Here is a 16,009-nt window from a genome sequence, read left to right as displayed (position 1 = left end):
CATGCAAGGATTATATCTAAGAACTGTGTTCTGGTTTAATTTAGCAGCGGGAGGGTCTGTTGGTCATACTGCTGGAGTAATAAACTCGTTACGAAAATATATTGAACTACATGTTATTTCTAATGACAATTTGATAGGAGTCAAAGAAGATATTCAGATTATACGTCCTAGTAGTTCGCTAAGTAATTTTTTCCCTTTACATATCCGAGAGCTATTATATAATTTTAAGCTTATTTTAAATTTGAAGGAAATAAAGAGTGACTTTATTTACCAAAGATATTCAGGGGGATCTTTTATAGGAGCATACTTAGCCAAGAAATATCATATTCCGTTTGTTTTGGAATTCAATTCATCTGATGTTTGGAAAATAAAAAATTGGAATGTACAGCCGAAATCATTTTTATTTAGTATTGTAAAATATTTATACAAAAAGATTATACAATTGCCACTTGTTAAGTTTGTCGAACATTATAATCTAAAATATGCGGATATTATAGTGGTGGTATCAGAAGTATTAAAAGAAGATTTGATTCTATCAGGTGTTAACTCTAGTAAAATTTTAGTTAATCCCAATGGAGTTGATATAAAACATTTTTCTTCTAATAAACAGGGAATGGAAATTAAAGAAAAGTATGGTTTAGGCAGTAAGATTGTAGTTGGCTTTATAGGAACTTTTGGACAATGGCATGGTGTTTTGGAGCTAGCTCGTGCTATAAGTTATTTTTATAAACATAATCGACATTTACAAGAAAAAGTTAAATTTCTTTTAGTCGGAGATGGTGTCTTGTTAGCGAAAACAAAAAGTATTATAGCTAAAGATAGTCTTGCAGATAAGGTAATCTTTACCGGCTTAGTTCCTCAGCAGGAAGCAGTAAGTTATCTGGATGCATGTGATATTTTGGTTTCACCACATATCCAAAATCCCGATGGGACAAAATTTTTCGGCAGTCCAACAAAATTGTTTGAATATATGGCTATGGCAAAGGGGATTGTAGCTTCTGACTTGGAACAAATTGGAGAAATTTTAAGCCATAATGAAACTGGATATTTAACTGAACCAGGAAATATTATTCAGATTGCTGAGGGAATTAAGGTTTTGGTTGAGGATGAAGCGCTACGAAATAAAATGGGACTCAAAGCTAGAGAATATGTTTCAAGATATTACACTTGGGAACAACATGTTTTACGTATTTTAAATGAGCTGAAATATAACTATAATAGTTAGTATTAATTCAATTTCGATTTGTACTCTAAAATGGGAAAATTAGTAAAGGTGAATAAAATGAAGTTTTTTTATTATATTCATAAAGCGAGAAAATTACCGTTTCAAATAGCATTACTGAAAGCTATAAATTTATTGTGGCGAAATATTAAGGTAAGGAAATTTTTTTTTAAAGATCAATTATTTTCAACATATATAAAGAAAGATAATAAAATTAATATAAACAAGTTTAATTTTTCTGCAATAGAACTCAATGAATTAAAAAATCATAAAAAAATGATTTTGGATATTTCTGATTATTATTACAAACATTATTTTGATTTACTTGGTTCTGGATGGACTAAAGTATTTTATGGCATAAAGGTAAGAGGCTTAGAAGGCTACTGTTACACTGATAGTAAGTTGAGCCATAAAAAGAATTTAAAAAATAGAATTACTCGAAACAATTTGAAACAAGCACAAAAAATAGCATCGCTAATTGATGTTAATTATGAGCCGATTGATTGGCAATTAGATTTTAAATCAGGCTATCGTTGGTCGGAAAAAAATTGGTATATGAATATCAAGTATGGGCATAAACCGGGTGTAGATATTAAAATACCCTGGGAATTGTCCAGGATGCAACATTTGGTGATGCTAGCATATGCATATATGATTACGAATGTGGGCGATCGTAATAAGTATTTGTGTGAGTACCGGAATCAAATTTTGGATTTCATCGCTAACAATCCGCCACGTTTTGGGGTTAATTGGCGGTGTACGATGGATGTTGGGATCAGAGTTGCCAATTGGTTAATAGCGTATGACTTATTTAAAGCGGCTGGTGTGGAGTTTGACAATGAGTTCGAAGACATAATTGCTTCTTCTGTTTATGATCACGGTTTTCATATTATAAATAATTTGGAATATACGCCTTCTTTGCGTTCTAATCATTATCTTTCTGATATTGCCGGATTATTATTTGTTTCAGTATATTTAAAATCTACTAAGGAAATTGATTCGTGGCTAGCCTTTTCTGTACAAGAATTAATCAGTGAAATGAAACATGAATTTCATCCTGACGGCAGTAATTTTGAAGCTTCAACGAGTTATCATCGTTTGTCGACAGAAATTATGCTATATTGCTCTATCCTTTGTTTGAGTTTGCCAGAGGAAAAGAAAAAAGCTTTGGTCAGTTATTCTAATATAGGGCATTGGATAAAACCGAAACTTAATCTAGTCTCAGAACAATTGTATGATATTAGTAATAAGCAGTTATTTCCTGATTGGTTCTGGGTCCGTCTAGAAAAAGCCTGCGAATTTACTTTGCATATTACCAAACCCCATGGGGCGATTCCTCAATTTGGTGATAATGACAGTGGACGTTTTTTAAAGCTATGGCCTTCATATACCAAAATGACAGTTGGGCAAGCTGTAGATAAATACGAGAACTTGAAGGGGTATCAAGATTTATCTGTAGACGCAACATATTATGACGAGAATATTCTCGATCACCAGCATATCCTGGCCGTTGGTGGAATACTGTTCAATCGTCAAGATTTTTTGCAAAAAGTTGATAGTAATAACTTGGAGAAATATGTAGTTAATAAAATCTTGAATGGCATAAGAATACCTTCCTATCATATTAGAGGGAACTTGATACAGTCTGATGCTTTTAATCGTTTTATTTTATCTAATAAAAATTTTGAGCAATGGGAGACTTACTTGCAAAAAAATTATGGTCAACCTGTAGTATCAATTTTTAGCAGCTTAAATAACAATGATCTTATTGATGGATTACAGGTTTTTAGTTATCCAGATTTTGGTTTATATTTATATAAGTCTAAAGACTTATACTTGGCGATACGATGCGGTAATGTCGGACAAAATGGTAATGGGGGGCACGGGCATAATGATCAGCTAAGCATAGAATTATGCATAGATGATCAAGAAGTAGTGCGTGATCCTGGCACATATATATACACACCATTACCAGATAGCAGGAATAAATTCCGTTCTACCGAAGTGCATTTCACACCTCAAGTCCAGGGTAAGGAACAAAGTACCTGGTTTTCTGGACAAGTGGGTTTATTTGGGCTCGACAGGGTGGTTCAGTCTGAAGTATTACTATTTGATAGTAAGGGATTTATTGGTCGGCATTCGGGTTTTGGTACAAATGTTTATCGTATGGTGCAGCTAGCTTCCAGTGCTATAATAATTTCAGATTATAGCATGGATCATTTAAACAATGGATTTTTTGAAAAGTATTCAAATGGGTACGGTAAGTTAGTGAGTTGTAAGAATTGAACTATTATAAAGTGAAAGAGGGAAAAATGCGGATACTCTATATTTCGGATGGCTTTGTTAATTTGTCAGTTTTTGATAGTCAAGTTCATACTCTTTGCAACTACCATGCTCAGAGGAATGTAGTTACTTTATTAGCTTTGAGCGGTATTAAGGAATATCATAAAAGTGGACGGTCTAATGCTCAGTATTCTTTGCGAAAAGCGTTGAGATTACCTAAGGCCTTTATTCCTATAATAAATTTATATAATGCAAAATTAATAAATAGTAATTTATTTAACAGTGTTGATATCATTCATTGTCGTGGACATGTTTCTGCAGCAATAGCAATATATTTAAAAAGAAAATATAAGTTTTCCATACCAATTATTGCTGATATTCGTGGGGCGATTGTAGATGAATTAAAAAATAAAAATAGTATTCTGGCTCGATATTATGCAAACCAAGCCGTTGTTTTGGAGAGATTTGTTTTTAGCTATGCGGATTTTTTCTTTTTTGTTTCTTTTAATATGAAAAAGTACTATTCGGATAAATATGATATTTCAATTGATAAGAGCGAAGTTTTTCCGACAATAGTTGATGAAACATACTTTTTTTCATCAGATTCTTTACGAAATAAAATGCGTAAAAAATTAAATATTACAGATAAATTTGTCTATGTGTATTGTGGTGGAACGGATTATTGGCAAAATATTGATAAGATCTTAATGAAGTTTAAAGAAGCTTCTTCAAAAGATAAAACTATTTTTCTTTTAATGCTTGTTAAAAATCCGCAGGATATCAAAGAATTTTGCCATAGGCATTCGATCAAAGAGAATATTATAATTATGTCGGTTGAGTATTCTGAAGTGGGAAAATATTTAAATGCTGCAGATGCTGGAATTATTATTCGCAAAGAGGATATTATAAATTTTGTTGCATCACCTACCAAAGTTAATGAGTATTTAGCATGTGGATTGAGGATAATTGATCAACTGGATGATATTGGCAATAAAAATATAGAAAGTTCAAAGAAGTATCATTATATGCCTTTACAAAATATTATTGCAAGGCAGCAACAGGTGTATAGTGAATTAGTTGCAAATAATAAAAGGTAGGTTGTTGTGTTTGAATAAAAATATAAAAAAAAAGATACTGCATATTACTGTTCGAGCAGATTACGGTGGTGGGCCGGAACACGTCTATCAACTTATTAATCAATTAAATGATAAATGTGTAAATTTTATCGCATGTCCTAAGGAAAGACCATATTGGAATAAGTATTCTGATGTAGTAGGCGAAGGAAATTTGATAGAAATCCCACACCGAAAACTTTCTTTTAGCTGTTTATATAAATTAATTGTGTATATGAAAGATAATAAAATAGACATCATTCATACTCATGGTAAAGGTGCGGGGTTGTACGGGCGGTTTCTAACTTTATTTGCAGGTATTCCATCTATCCATACCCCTCATGGTATTCATATCGGAAAATATAACGCTATAATGAAGAGACTCTATATATCATATGAGTATTTCTTCTCAAGATATATAGATAAAATCATTTTTGTATCTCCATCAGAACAATCAATTTCAGAACAATATACCATTTGGCCTAAAAGTAAACATCTTGTTATTTTAAATGGTGTATGTGCAGTTGAGAAAAATCAGATGATTAGAGCTAATATAAGGAAACTGCTTGGCATTGGTGATGATGTACAAGTTGTTTTATCAATAAGTCGTTTCGATTATCAAAAGAATATGCAAGAATCCCTGAGCGTTGCTAAAAAGATGACCCACATGATGTTCATATGGGTCGGGGATGGTTCGGATAGGATTGCGTTGGAAGGTTTATGTTTAAAAGAGAATATAAATAATATTTTTTTTACAGGTTTTGTGGACAATGTGAAGGACTATATTGCAGCTTCGGATATAGTTTTATCAACTTCAAGATGGGAAGGTTTGTCACTTGGTTTATTAGAGGCTATGTCTGCTGGATTACCGGTTGTTGCTAGCGATGTTACTGGAAATCGAGATGCTGTTCGACATGGGTATAATGGGTATCTTTATCCATTAGGTAATATTGAGCAGGCTTGTAGTTATCTACATCGATTTAATACCCCAACGGTGTATCGGGAAGTGTCTTTAAATGCAAAACGTGAATATGAGCAAAATTTTTCAGTTGAAGTTATGGCGGAAAAAGTAGAAAAAGTTTATCAGGACGTGTTGGATAGGAAGAGGTATTAGTATGAAGGTGGCTATTGTTTGTGATTGGCTGGTTACTTATGCTGGGGCGGAACGTGTACTCGAACAATTATTGCAGCTGTTTCCCGAGGCTGATTTATTCAGTGTAGTTGATTTTATTAACATAGGAGAGAGAGAGTTTTTGTTAAATAAATCAACTACAACAACTTTTATTCAGAAATTGCCAAAAGCAAGAAAAAAATACCGGCAGTATCTTCCGTTAATGCCTCTAGCTATAGAACAACTGGATGTATCAGGATATGATCTGGTTATTTCAAGTTCCCATGCAGTAGCTAAAGGAATTTTGACCGGACCTGATCAAATTCATATTTCTTACGTTCACTCTCCTATTCGCTATGCCTGGGATCTGCAGCATCAATATTTACGTGAAGCCGGGTTGACTAAAGGTGTAAAAGGGTGGGCCGCAAAAGCGATATTGCATTATATGCGTATGTGGGATCTACGTACCGCAAACGGTGTTGACCATTTTATTGCTAACTCTCAATTCATTGCCCGGCGTATTTGGAAAGTATACCGCCGTGAGGCTAAAGTGATTTATCCACCGGTAGATATTGAATCGTTTACTTTAAAAGAAGATAAGGAAGACTTTTATTTAACTGCATCAAGAATGGTACCTTATAAAAGGATGGATTTAATTGTTGAAGCATTCGCTGACATGCCAGATAAGAGACTCATTGTTATTGGTGACGGACCCGATTTCCCAAAGATTAAAGCTAAAGCAGGAAAGAATGTGCAGTTATTAGGATATCAGTCTTTTGGGGTATTAAAGGATTATATGCAGCGGGCAAAGGCCTTTGTTTTTGCAGCGGAAGAAGACTTTGGCATTACACCGGTAGAAGCGCAAGCCTGTGGTACGCCTGTTATTGCATTTGGCAAGGGAGGGGCTTTAGAAACTGTCATTGGTATTGATGATAACAGTAATAAGGCTACAGGAATATTCTTTAAAGAACAGGTAAGCGGCTCTTTGATAAAGGCTGTACAGGAATTTGAAATATATAGTATTTCTAGTGAATGTTGTCGTATTAATGCTGAGAGATTTAGTATATCACGTTTTCAAAAGGAGTTTAGGGAATGTATTGAACTAATTAATTTACATAAATATACAACAGCGAACTTCCGATCAAATAGATAGTGACAATAAAAGTTTGCAACAATCATTGCGTTTACGAAAGGCTAGTATTTCCTGCTAATATATGTCATCGATTTATACTCCTAGGATTGTTATTTATCTTTTGGAGCTATCGATGGCTTTTTCTTTTGCAAACTTTATTTTACTTTATGGGCATAACCAACGATTAACTCTCATAAATTTATTATAAATATGATTATTTGTATTGAGGTAGAAAAATGAGGACAATATTAGTCACAGGTGGAGCAGGATTTATTGGCAGTAACTTTATTCGCTTTATGCAACAAAATAAAAAACTGAAGATTATTAATCTTGATAAATTAACTTACGCAGGAAACCTCGCTTCCTTAAAGAGTATTAATAATTGTCCTGACTATCGGTTTGTTCAGAGAGATATTTGTGATCAGACAATTGTCAATGATCTTTTGGAAGAATATTCTATTGATCAGATTGTTCATTTTGCAGCGGAATCCCATGTGGATCGGTCAATAGATGGACCGGCCGAGTTTATTAAAACAAACATTAATGGTACTTTCTCGCTTTTAGGGGCGGCAAGAAAGTATTGGCGAGAGCTAAGCGATGAAAAGAAGGACCAATTCCGGTTTCTTCATATATCAACAGATGAGGTATATGGCTCTCTTGGTGAAACGGGCTATTTTACCGAAGAAACACCTTATGCGCCCAATTCTCCTTATTCTGCCTCAAAGGCATCCTCTGACCATTTAGTTCGGGCCTATTATCATACCTATAGATTACCTACGATCATTACCAACTGTTCCAACAATTATGGTCCTTATCAGTTTCCGGAAAAACTGATTCCACTTATGATCTTAAATGCATTGGAAGGAAAGTCGCTACCAGTCTATGGTACAGGTTTAAATGTAAGGGATTGGCTATATGTAGAAGATCATTGCCGGGCTTTATTGGCTGTATTAGAGAAAGGGAGGCCGGGAGAGAAATACAATATTGGCGGTCATAATGAAAAGACCAATATAGATATTATTCACACGTTATGTGATATTCTAGATCAGAAGAAACCTCGCGTTGACGGGAAATCTTATCGGGAGCAGATTACTTTTGTGAAGGATCGTCCCGGCCATGATATGAGATATGCTATTGATGCTTCTAAAATAAAAGGGGATCTTGGATGGGTTCCTCAGGAAACTTTTGCAACAGGCATTGTGAAAACAGTTGACTGGTATCTTAATAACTTAGATTGGTGTCAACGAATTACCGATGGGAGCTATCGGAGAGAACGGCTAGGATTGAAGAGTAGGGACGTGTGAGGAGGAGGACCTGTGGCGGTAAAAAGAGGCATTATTCTGGCAGGTGGTTCAGGCACCCGCCTCTATCCAGCTACTAAAGCGACTAGTAAGCAACTTATGCCTGTATATGATAAACCTATGATTTATTATCCGTTAACAACGTTAATGTTAGCCGGTATTCGCGATATTCTAATTATTACTACTCCGGCAGATAAGGAAGGTTTTCAACAGCTATTAGATAATGGTGAACAATGGGATATTCAATTGTCCTATGTGGTGCAGCCTAACCCGGGTGGATTGGCCCAAGCCTTTATTATCGGTGAATCTTTTATTGGTAAGGAGAACTGTGCTCTTATTTTAGGGGACAACATTTTTTATGGATATAGTTTCAGTCAGATGCTGCAAAGTGCAGCCTGTCAGGATAGCGGAGCTACGGTTTTTGCTTATTGGGTAAAGGATCCGGAACGGTATGGTGTGGTAGAGTTTAATGCTGCTGGAAGAGCAATTAGTTTAGAGGAAAAGCCTCTTAAACCTAAATCTAACTATGCTGTAACTGGTCTTTATTTTTACGATAATAAAGTGGTGGATTATGCGAAGTCCTTGAAACCTTCTGCCAGAGGTGAATTGGAAATTACTGATCTGAATCGCTTCTATTTGGAAGAGAATAGCCTAAAGGTAGAGATTCTGGGTAGAGGATTTGCTTGGTTGGACACTGGGACGCATGAATCACTGCTTCAGGCGTCAAACTATATAGCGACTATCCAGGAACGGCAAGGGCTAATGGTGGCTTGTCCGGAAGAGATTGCTTATCGGATGGGATATATATCACAGGAAAAACTTATTCAATTAGGCAGTGTTATGAAAAAGAATAGCTATGGACAATATCTCCAGCAGTTATTGGAAGAAAAAGGTGTATAGATATGTAGGGGGAAAGTAATGAAAGTAATAGAAACAACACTTCCTGGTGTAGTCATTGTGGAACCTAAAGTATTTGGTGATTCCCGTGGATTTTTTCAGGAGACATGGCAGAAAGAAAGGTATGAAAAATTTGGCATAAAGGGAACCTTTGTGCAGGATAACCTGTCTTTTTCTACCCGTGGCGTATTAAGAGGGCTTCACTATCAAAATCCTAACGCGCAGGGGAAATTAGTATCTGTAATTCAGGGCGAAGTTTTTGATGTAGCAGTGGATATCCGGGCAGGTTCTCCTACCTTTGGTCAGTGGGAAGGCGTTCATTTATCCGATGAGAATCATCGGCAGTTATGGGTACCAGCAGGATTTGCCCATGGTTTTTGCGTCTTAAGTGATACGGCTTATTTTATGTATAAATGTACCGATGTATATAACCCTTTAACTGAGAGGGGCATCCTATGGAATGATCCGGATATTGGGATTGCCTGGCCGTTGCAGGAAGTCATTCTTTCGGATAAAGATAAAGTATATCCACGGCTAAAAGAAGTGGAATCAGAGAAACTTCCAGTATATTAGCATGATGAATCCAGCTAACATGATCGACAATAGACTATTCAGGAATGAAAATTTAGAATAAATGTAAAAAGACTGTTGGAGAATATATATCTTTCAGCAGTTTTTTACATTTATTCTAAAAAAATCAAAGGTTTTTCAAAAGAAGAGTAGAACCCTAGAAAATATAACCAAATAAGACCAGCTATTAAAATATCAATAGAACGAACTGAGCTGTACGAGAGCTTGTGTAGCGGCGAATTTCAATGTTCGGCGTTTTTTTATGCTGGTTATGAAGAAATTTCTAAAATATGGAAGGTGATATTGGCTAGTACTGAATTAAAATCTTAGCATTGTTTACGGGGGGGAAGGTATATTGTTAAGGATAAATCGCTTTTATAAAGGCATGCAGCAGGATCTTAAGTTTTTTTTGTTTTTCTGGATTGTTTTCACTATATTTAGACTTAGCTTTATTATTATCATGTTTCCGACGGAAACTATCTTGGATAATCTGAGCGGCATATGGGTTTCACTTTATTATGGTGCCAGACTTAGTTTAAAAAGTACCGGAGTTTTGGCACTTAGTACATTTCTTTTTTGTACAATGGCCGGATTGGTAATAACATCTGAGAAATATCTGCATAAAATACGTGTTTCAATGGGTTATATCTATGTTTTTATTATTACGCTGTTATTTCTTGTAAGAATACCGTATTATCGTGAGTTTGATTCCGGCTTTAATCAATTCATATTTAATACTTTCCGCGATGACACAAGAGCTTTATTTTATTCTTCGCTTCACTATGTGCCACTTGGTATAATTTTACTAATACCTATTTGTTTTTTGCTCTGCAAAACCCTTAAAAGATGTTTAGAAACTAAAGTTCTTGATTTTCCTAAATTTTCAAAGCCATATTATACGGTAGCGTTTCTAATATTTTTACTGCTATTTTCATATACTTTTTGGCGATTTGTTCGTTTTGGCGGCGGTTTAACCGAGAACTCGGTCAGATGGACCAATGCGGCGAAAACCAATCAGCTATTGTTGAATGAAGCTATATTAGATGATTTCCAGGCATTATCCAGGGCCTATGATACCCACGAGGTTCTAGCTAAAGCTAGAAATCTGGATCTTAATCCAGGTAAAGTAGCTGAATTTGGCAGGATGCTTTCAGGAGAGGTAACAGAATCTAATGATATGTATGATTATTTTAGAAAGAGTGCGCAAGGGGCAAAACTGCCCAAGCCCAGGCATATCTTTCTTATTGTTGCAGAAAGCTATTCACAATGGCCGCTCATGCCTGCATACGAAAATTTAAATATTGCTTCCGGTTTGAAATCAATCGCGAATAAAGAAGAAGCTGTATACCTGACGTCATTTCTATCGAATGGGAATTTTACCATTGGGGCGGTAAATGGAGTTGTCACAGGATTGTCAGAAGTGAAAGTATACCCGAACTATCAGAAGAAATCGCTTACTGAGGCATATCCTACAGCACTGGCTGCTCAAATGAAAAATTTAGGATATAAAACAAACTTCTGGTATGGCGGATATGGCTCATGGCAGAATGTTGAAAAATTTACATTAGCACAGGGATTTGAGGATTTTTTCTCATGTGGAGACCTAATATCCCCGAATGGAAATACGTGGGGAATCGATGATGGAGTATTTCTAAGGTATGTATCAGCTAAAATGACTGATGATCAGCCAAGTTTTAATGTGATTTTGACAGTTTCCAACCATCCACCGTATTCGATCGATTTGGAAAAGGCAGGTTTTTTTAATACAACAACTTATAATAATTTTCCTGCTGCTGTCAAGCAAGATGCCGAAATGGTAAAAATGTTGGGGCACTTTTGGTATAGTGATAAGGTTATAACTGAATTTATTGAAACGGTTAAAGCCCAGTATCCCGACAGTCTGTTTATTATTACGGGAGACCATGTTGGCGGTAATATACGATATATCTCAAATCCCACGTTGTTTGAAAGATATTCAATACCCTTAATTATTTACGGCAAAGGTGTGAATAAAGGAATACTCCCGGCAAATACATCAGGAGCCCAAATTAACATTGGTCCTACGTTAATTGAGTTGATTGCTCCCAAGGGATTTATTTATTATTCATTGGGAGAAAGTTTAACAAAAGGGCGAACCTTAGGGGTCAACCTGGACACCTGGATGTATGGCAATTATATAGGCATGCACGGCGATAGTAATTATGAGAAATCGCCGTTATCAACAGAGGATAACTCAAAACCTGACTTAGGTGAAATAAAGAAAATGACGGATGCCATGCGTGGTTTATCCTGGTGGCAGGTCATGAAGGGAAATAAAATTAATTAGGGGCGTAAGCTATTTATCTGGGAAAGTTATCGTCAGTTATGGTTCTAGCCTGGATTTGTCCATGGGTTTTAAATGTACCGATAATATATATCCCTGCGATTGAAGGTGGTATTCTCTGGAACGATCCTAATATGGGATTGACTGGCCGCTGTAGGAGGTCATTTTTTCAGTAAAGGATAAAGTATATCCATGCTGAGGGATATGGCGGCTGAAAGACTTCCGGCATATAAATAGTGGAGAGGCGGTTCTAGGGGACTGCCTCTCCACTATTTATTGAAGCCACTATCCTGTGGTATGATAGGTACATGAGTTGGAAAGGATAGAGTAAATATGAAAATACTGGTTACCGGTGCCAAGGGACAGCTTGGCATTGAGGTGGCGAAACAGAGCGGTGAGCACGATTTAATATTAGCCGGACGAGAGGATTTGGATATCACCGATGCCTGGCAGGTTTCTTCTTGCTTGCGGGAGGTTAAACCTGATGCTGTGATTCATTGCGCGGCCTACACCAATGTAGACGGAGCCGAGTCTGATGAGGACGGAGCTTTCCAGGTGAACGCCGTTGGGGCACAGAACATGGCGGCTGGTTGCCTAGAGACAGGGGCGCGGCTGGTCTATGTCAGTACTGATTATGTCTTTGACGGTACGAAGCAGGGTTTATACCGGGAGTTTGATTCCGTTAATCCTCAGACGGTATATGGTCAGACAAAATGGCAGGGAGAAGAACTGGTGCGGCAAATTCTCGGCCGTCATTATGTTGTCCGGACAGCATGGCTGTATGGCGAGGGAAAGAATTTTGTCCGGACCATGCTGCAGTTGGCGGAAAAGCAGCATACATTAAGGGTAGTGGCCGATCAGGTGGGCACACCTACCTCTACGGTAGATGTGGCGCGGGCGATCTATCGTCTCTTAGACAGCGATGCCTATGGGACCTATCATGCTTCGTGCCAGGGCCAGTGTTCCTGGTACGATTTTGCCTGCGAAATATTCCGGCAGGCCGGGAAGCAGGTTCAGGTACTGCCGGTCACTACGGCTGAATTTCCCCGGCCGGCGAAACGGCCGGCCTATTCCGTGCTGGATAACTACATGCTGCGCATGACGGTAGGCGATCCCATGCGTTCCTGGCAAGAGGCTTTGGCTGAGTACATACAACTAGAACTGAACAGAAAGGTATAACGGAACGGGAAGCGAGGGTATAAAACCAATGAAGATTATCATATTAGCCGGTGGCGGGGGAACCCGGTTGTTCCCTTTATCACGGACAAAGTATCCGAAACAGTTTTTGAAGCTGGAAGGTAAGGAATCTTTATTTACGCAGACGGTTCAGCGTTTTCTGCCGCTGGTTAAACCGGCGGATATTGTTGTGGTTACCAATAAAGAATATGTCCATCATGTAAAAAATGAGCTGTTTGCCTGTGGTGCCGAAGCGGCCCATGTCGTACTGGAACCGGTAGGACGCAATACGGCGCCGGCCATTGCCCTGGCGGCCAACTATTGCGGGGAAGAATTGGGAGTTGACCCAACGGAAGTGCTGTTCGTCACGCCTTCCGACCATATTATCCGGCCTGTAGGGCTCTTTGTGGAGACGGTGCGTCAGGTAGAAAAGCTGGCAACGAAAGGGCATGTGGTAACCTGTGGGATCAAACCGCAGCAGGCCGAAACGGGTTACGGCTATATTCAGGCCGGTGAGCCTTATGAGGCCGGGTTTAAGGTCAGTTCCTTTAAGGAGAAACCTGATAAGGAGACTGCTGAACAATATCTGGCAGCCGGCAATTACTATTGGAATTCCGGCATGTTTGGCTTTACTGTCGGCACTTTTCAACAGGAACTGCAGAAATTCCAACCGGAGATATTTGCTTTAAGCCAGCAGCCGTTAGAACTGCTTTTGGCGGAGTTTGAAAGCATGCCCGGCATTTCCATCGACTATGCCGTAGCGGAAAAATCGCAGCAGGTAGTGATGCTGCCCTTTACAGCGTACTGGAATGACATTGGCTCCTGGGATGCCATCTATGATGTATTGGATAAGGATGCCGACGGCAATGCCCTGCAGGGTGATTGCCTGCCGCTTGCTTGCAGCAATACATTGATGATGGGACGTAGCCGCCTGATCGCCGGCATTGGCCTGGAAGACCTTCTGATTGTGGAAACCGATGATGTCATTGTAGTAGCTAAACGGGGCGAGTCACAGCAAGTGAAAGAACTGGTCAATGTACTCAAGGAAAAGGGTCGCCGGGAAGCGGAAGAGCATACTACTGGCTACCGGCCATGGGGAAGCTGGACGGTGCTGGGTGAAGGCCCTGGCTATAAAATAAAAAAAATCACCGTCAATCCCGGACAGCGGCTTAGTCTGCAGATGCATTACCACCGCAGCGAACACTGGGTGGTCATTAGTGGTACGGCCAAAGTGCATATCGACGGACAGGAATATATGGTACCGGAGAATAAAAGCATTTTCGTGCCCCAGTGCGCTAAACACTATATGGAAAACCCCGGTAGGGTACTGCTGGAAATTATCGAGGTGCAGAACGGCTGCTATCTGGAAGAGGACGATATTGTTCGTTTTGAGGATAAGTACGGACGTTGTTAATGGATAGAAGGAGTGGGATGTGGTTTGCTAATAAGTCGCAAAGCCTTTAAGGCTTACGATATCCGGGGCAGAGTGCCCGATGAATTGAATGAGGAAGTTGTCTATCGCATCGGTAAAGCCTATGTGGACGTATTGGGCGCGAAAAAAGTGGCAGTGGGTTATGATATCCGGTTGACCGGGCCGGCGTTTCGTGATGCCCTGGTGAGGGGCCTGACAGAACGGGGCTGTGATGTGCTGGATATCGGCCTGTGCGGAACGGAACAAATTTATTTTGTCGTCAGCCATCTTAAACTGGACGGCGGTCTCATGATTACAGCCAGCCACAACCCCAAAGACTATAACGGCATGAAACTGGTAGGTCACGAGTCACGGCCTGTCGGTGCGGAAAACGGGCTGCGTGAGATTGAAGAACGGGTAGTAACTGGTACGGTAAGTAAACAATATACCGGCAAGCCTGGTTCGGTGACGGTTATTGATATTATGAATGACTATGTACAGCACCTGCTTACCTATATCGACAGGGCTGCGTTAAAGCCGCTGAAGGTGGTAGTCAACGCAGGAAACGGTGGTGCCGGTGGTGTGCTTGATGCGCTGGGAAAATATCTGCCTTTTCAATTTATTAAAATTAACCATGAGCCGGACGGCAACTTTCCGCAAGGTGTCCCCAACCCGCTGCTGCCGGACAATCGGGAAGCTACGGCGCAGGCGGTCAGACAGGCTGGTGCCGATGTGGGGATTGCCTGGGACGGGGATTTTGACCGTTGCTTTTTCTTTGATGAACAGGGGAATTTTATCGAAGGCTACTATATTGTCGGTTTTTTGGCCCAAGTTTTTTTAAAGCGGCATTCAGGCGCGAAAATTCTTTATGATCCGCGATTGACCTGGAATACAGTGGAAGTGGTAAAGGCGGCCGGGGGGATTCCGCTGCCCTGCAAAACAGGTCATGTCTTTATTAAAGACCGGATGCGGCAGGAGGAGGCCGTCTATGGTGGGGAAATGTCAGCCCATCATTACTTTAAGGATTTCTTTTACTGTGACAGCGGGATGATACCGTGGCTACTGGTACTGGAGATTCTTTGCTGTAGCGGCAACCCTTTGAGTGCGCTGCTGGCCGAACGGATTGAACGTTATCCGGCCAGTGGTGAAATCAACAGCCGGGTGGCCGACGGGCCGGCTGTTCTTGCCAAACTGGAGGCGCTGTGTGCACCGGGGGCGGTGCGGGTGGATAATATCGACGGACTCAGCATTGAATATAAAACATGGCGGTTCAATGTCCGCTTATCAAATACCGAACCACTGCTTAGGCTGAACGTGGAATCACGGGGTGACGCAGCGCTGATGCAGCAAAAGACAGAAGAGCTGCTGGCGATCATTAACGGATAGGGGAGAACCTCTATCTGTTCTTTTATTTTGTTTTGCGGCAAGAACTTGGTATAATAAGGTAGAATGGAATGGTGAGGAGGAACGG

Annotated in this window: 12 protein-coding genes; all 12 read left to right on the top strand. The window is 39.4% G+C overall.

Annotated features, from left to right (window positions below; translation table 11 throughout):
• Position 1: 1 nt before the first annotated feature.
• Positions 2-1,225, top strand: coding sequence for a glycosyltransferase family 4 protein (locus BMW43_RS05315; RefSeq protein ID WP_091744520.1), 1,224 nt, complete (start codon positions 2-4; stop codon positions 1,223-1,225).
• A 57-nt stretch (positions 1,226-1,282) separates the two neighbouring features.
• Positions 1,283-3,508, top strand: a complete 2,226-nt coding sequence (locus BMW43_RS05310; RefSeq protein WP_177173469.1) for a heparinase II/III family protein — start codon at positions 1,283-1,285, stop codon at positions 3,506-3,508.
• Positions 3,505-4,602: a glycosyltransferase gene (locus BMW43_RS05305; RefSeq protein WP_143050570.1), complete on the top strand. Its 1,098-nt coding sequence runs from the start codon at positions 3,505-3,507 to the stop codon at positions 4,600-4,602. The genes BMW43_RS05310 and BMW43_RS05305 overlap by 4 nt, the downstream gene beginning before the upstream one ends.
• Positions 4,603-4,612: 10 nt before the next feature.
• Complete coding sequence (locus BMW43_RS05300) at positions 4,613-5,731, top strand: glycosyltransferase (RefSeq protein WP_177173468.1); 1,119 nt, start codon at positions 4,613-4,615, stop codon at positions 5,729-5,731.
• Between the two features lies 1 nt (position 5,732).
• Positions 5,733-6,881: a glycosyltransferase family 4 protein gene (locus BMW43_RS05295; protein ID WP_091744512.1), complete on the top strand. Its 1,149-nt coding sequence runs from the start codon at positions 5,733-5,735 to the stop codon at positions 6,879-6,881.
• Positions 6,882-7,096: 215 nt separating this feature from the next.
• Entirely contained in the window at positions 7,097-8,164 is a 1,068-nt protein-coding gene (rfbB, locus tag BMW43_RS05290; protein ID WP_091744510.1) for a dTDP-glucose 4,6-dehydratase, read from the top strand.
• A gap of 12 nt (positions 8,165-8,176) precedes the next feature.
• On the top strand, positions 8,177-9,061 hold the full coding sequence (gene rfbA, locus BMW43_RS05285; RefSeq protein WP_091744508.1) for a glucose-1-phosphate thymidylyltransferase RfbA: 885 nt from the start codon (positions 8,177-8,179) through the stop codon (positions 9,059-9,061).
• Between the two features lie 18 nt (positions 9,062-9,079).
• Entirely contained in the window at positions 9,080-9,631 is a 552-nt protein-coding gene (rfbC, locus tag BMW43_RS05280) for a dTDP-4-dehydrorhamnose 3,5-epimerase (protein WP_091744506.1), read from the top strand.
• Positions 9,632-9,983: 352 nt separating this feature from the next.
• Positions 9,984-11,954 (top strand): LTA synthase family protein, encoded by a 1,971-nt coding sequence (locus BMW43_RS05275; protein ID WP_091744504.1) that lies wholly within the window; start codon positions 9,984-9,986, stop codon positions 11,952-11,954.
• Between the two features lie 330 nt (positions 11,955-12,284).
• Positions 12,285-13,130, top strand: coding sequence for a dTDP-4-dehydrorhamnose reductase (gene rfbD / locus BMW43_RS05270; RefSeq protein ID WP_091744502.1), 846 nt, complete (start codon positions 12,285-12,287; stop codon positions 13,128-13,130).
• Positions 13,131-13,158: 28 nt separating this feature from the next.
• Positions 13,159-14,541: a mannose-1-phosphate guanylyltransferase/mannose-6-phosphate isomerase gene (locus BMW43_RS05265; RefSeq protein ID WP_091744500.1), complete on the top strand. Its 1,383-nt coding sequence runs from the start codon at positions 13,159-13,161 to the stop codon at positions 14,539-14,541.
• A 24-nt stretch (positions 14,542-14,565) separates the two neighbouring features.
• Positions 14,566-15,924, top strand: coding sequence for a phosphohexomutase domain-containing protein (locus tag BMW43_RS05260; RefSeq protein ID WP_439331447.1), 1,359 nt, complete (start codon positions 14,566-14,568; stop codon positions 15,922-15,924).
• The last annotated feature ends 85 nt before the right edge of the window (positions 15,925-16,009 follow it).

The sequence above is a fragment of the Propionispora vibrioides genome (assembly GCF_900110485.1).
Taxonomy (GTDB): domain Bacteria; phylum Bacillota; class Negativicutes; order Propionisporales; family Propionisporaceae; genus Propionispora; species Propionispora vibrioides.
This window is presented reverse-complemented; position numbering and strand designations above follow the sequence as displayed.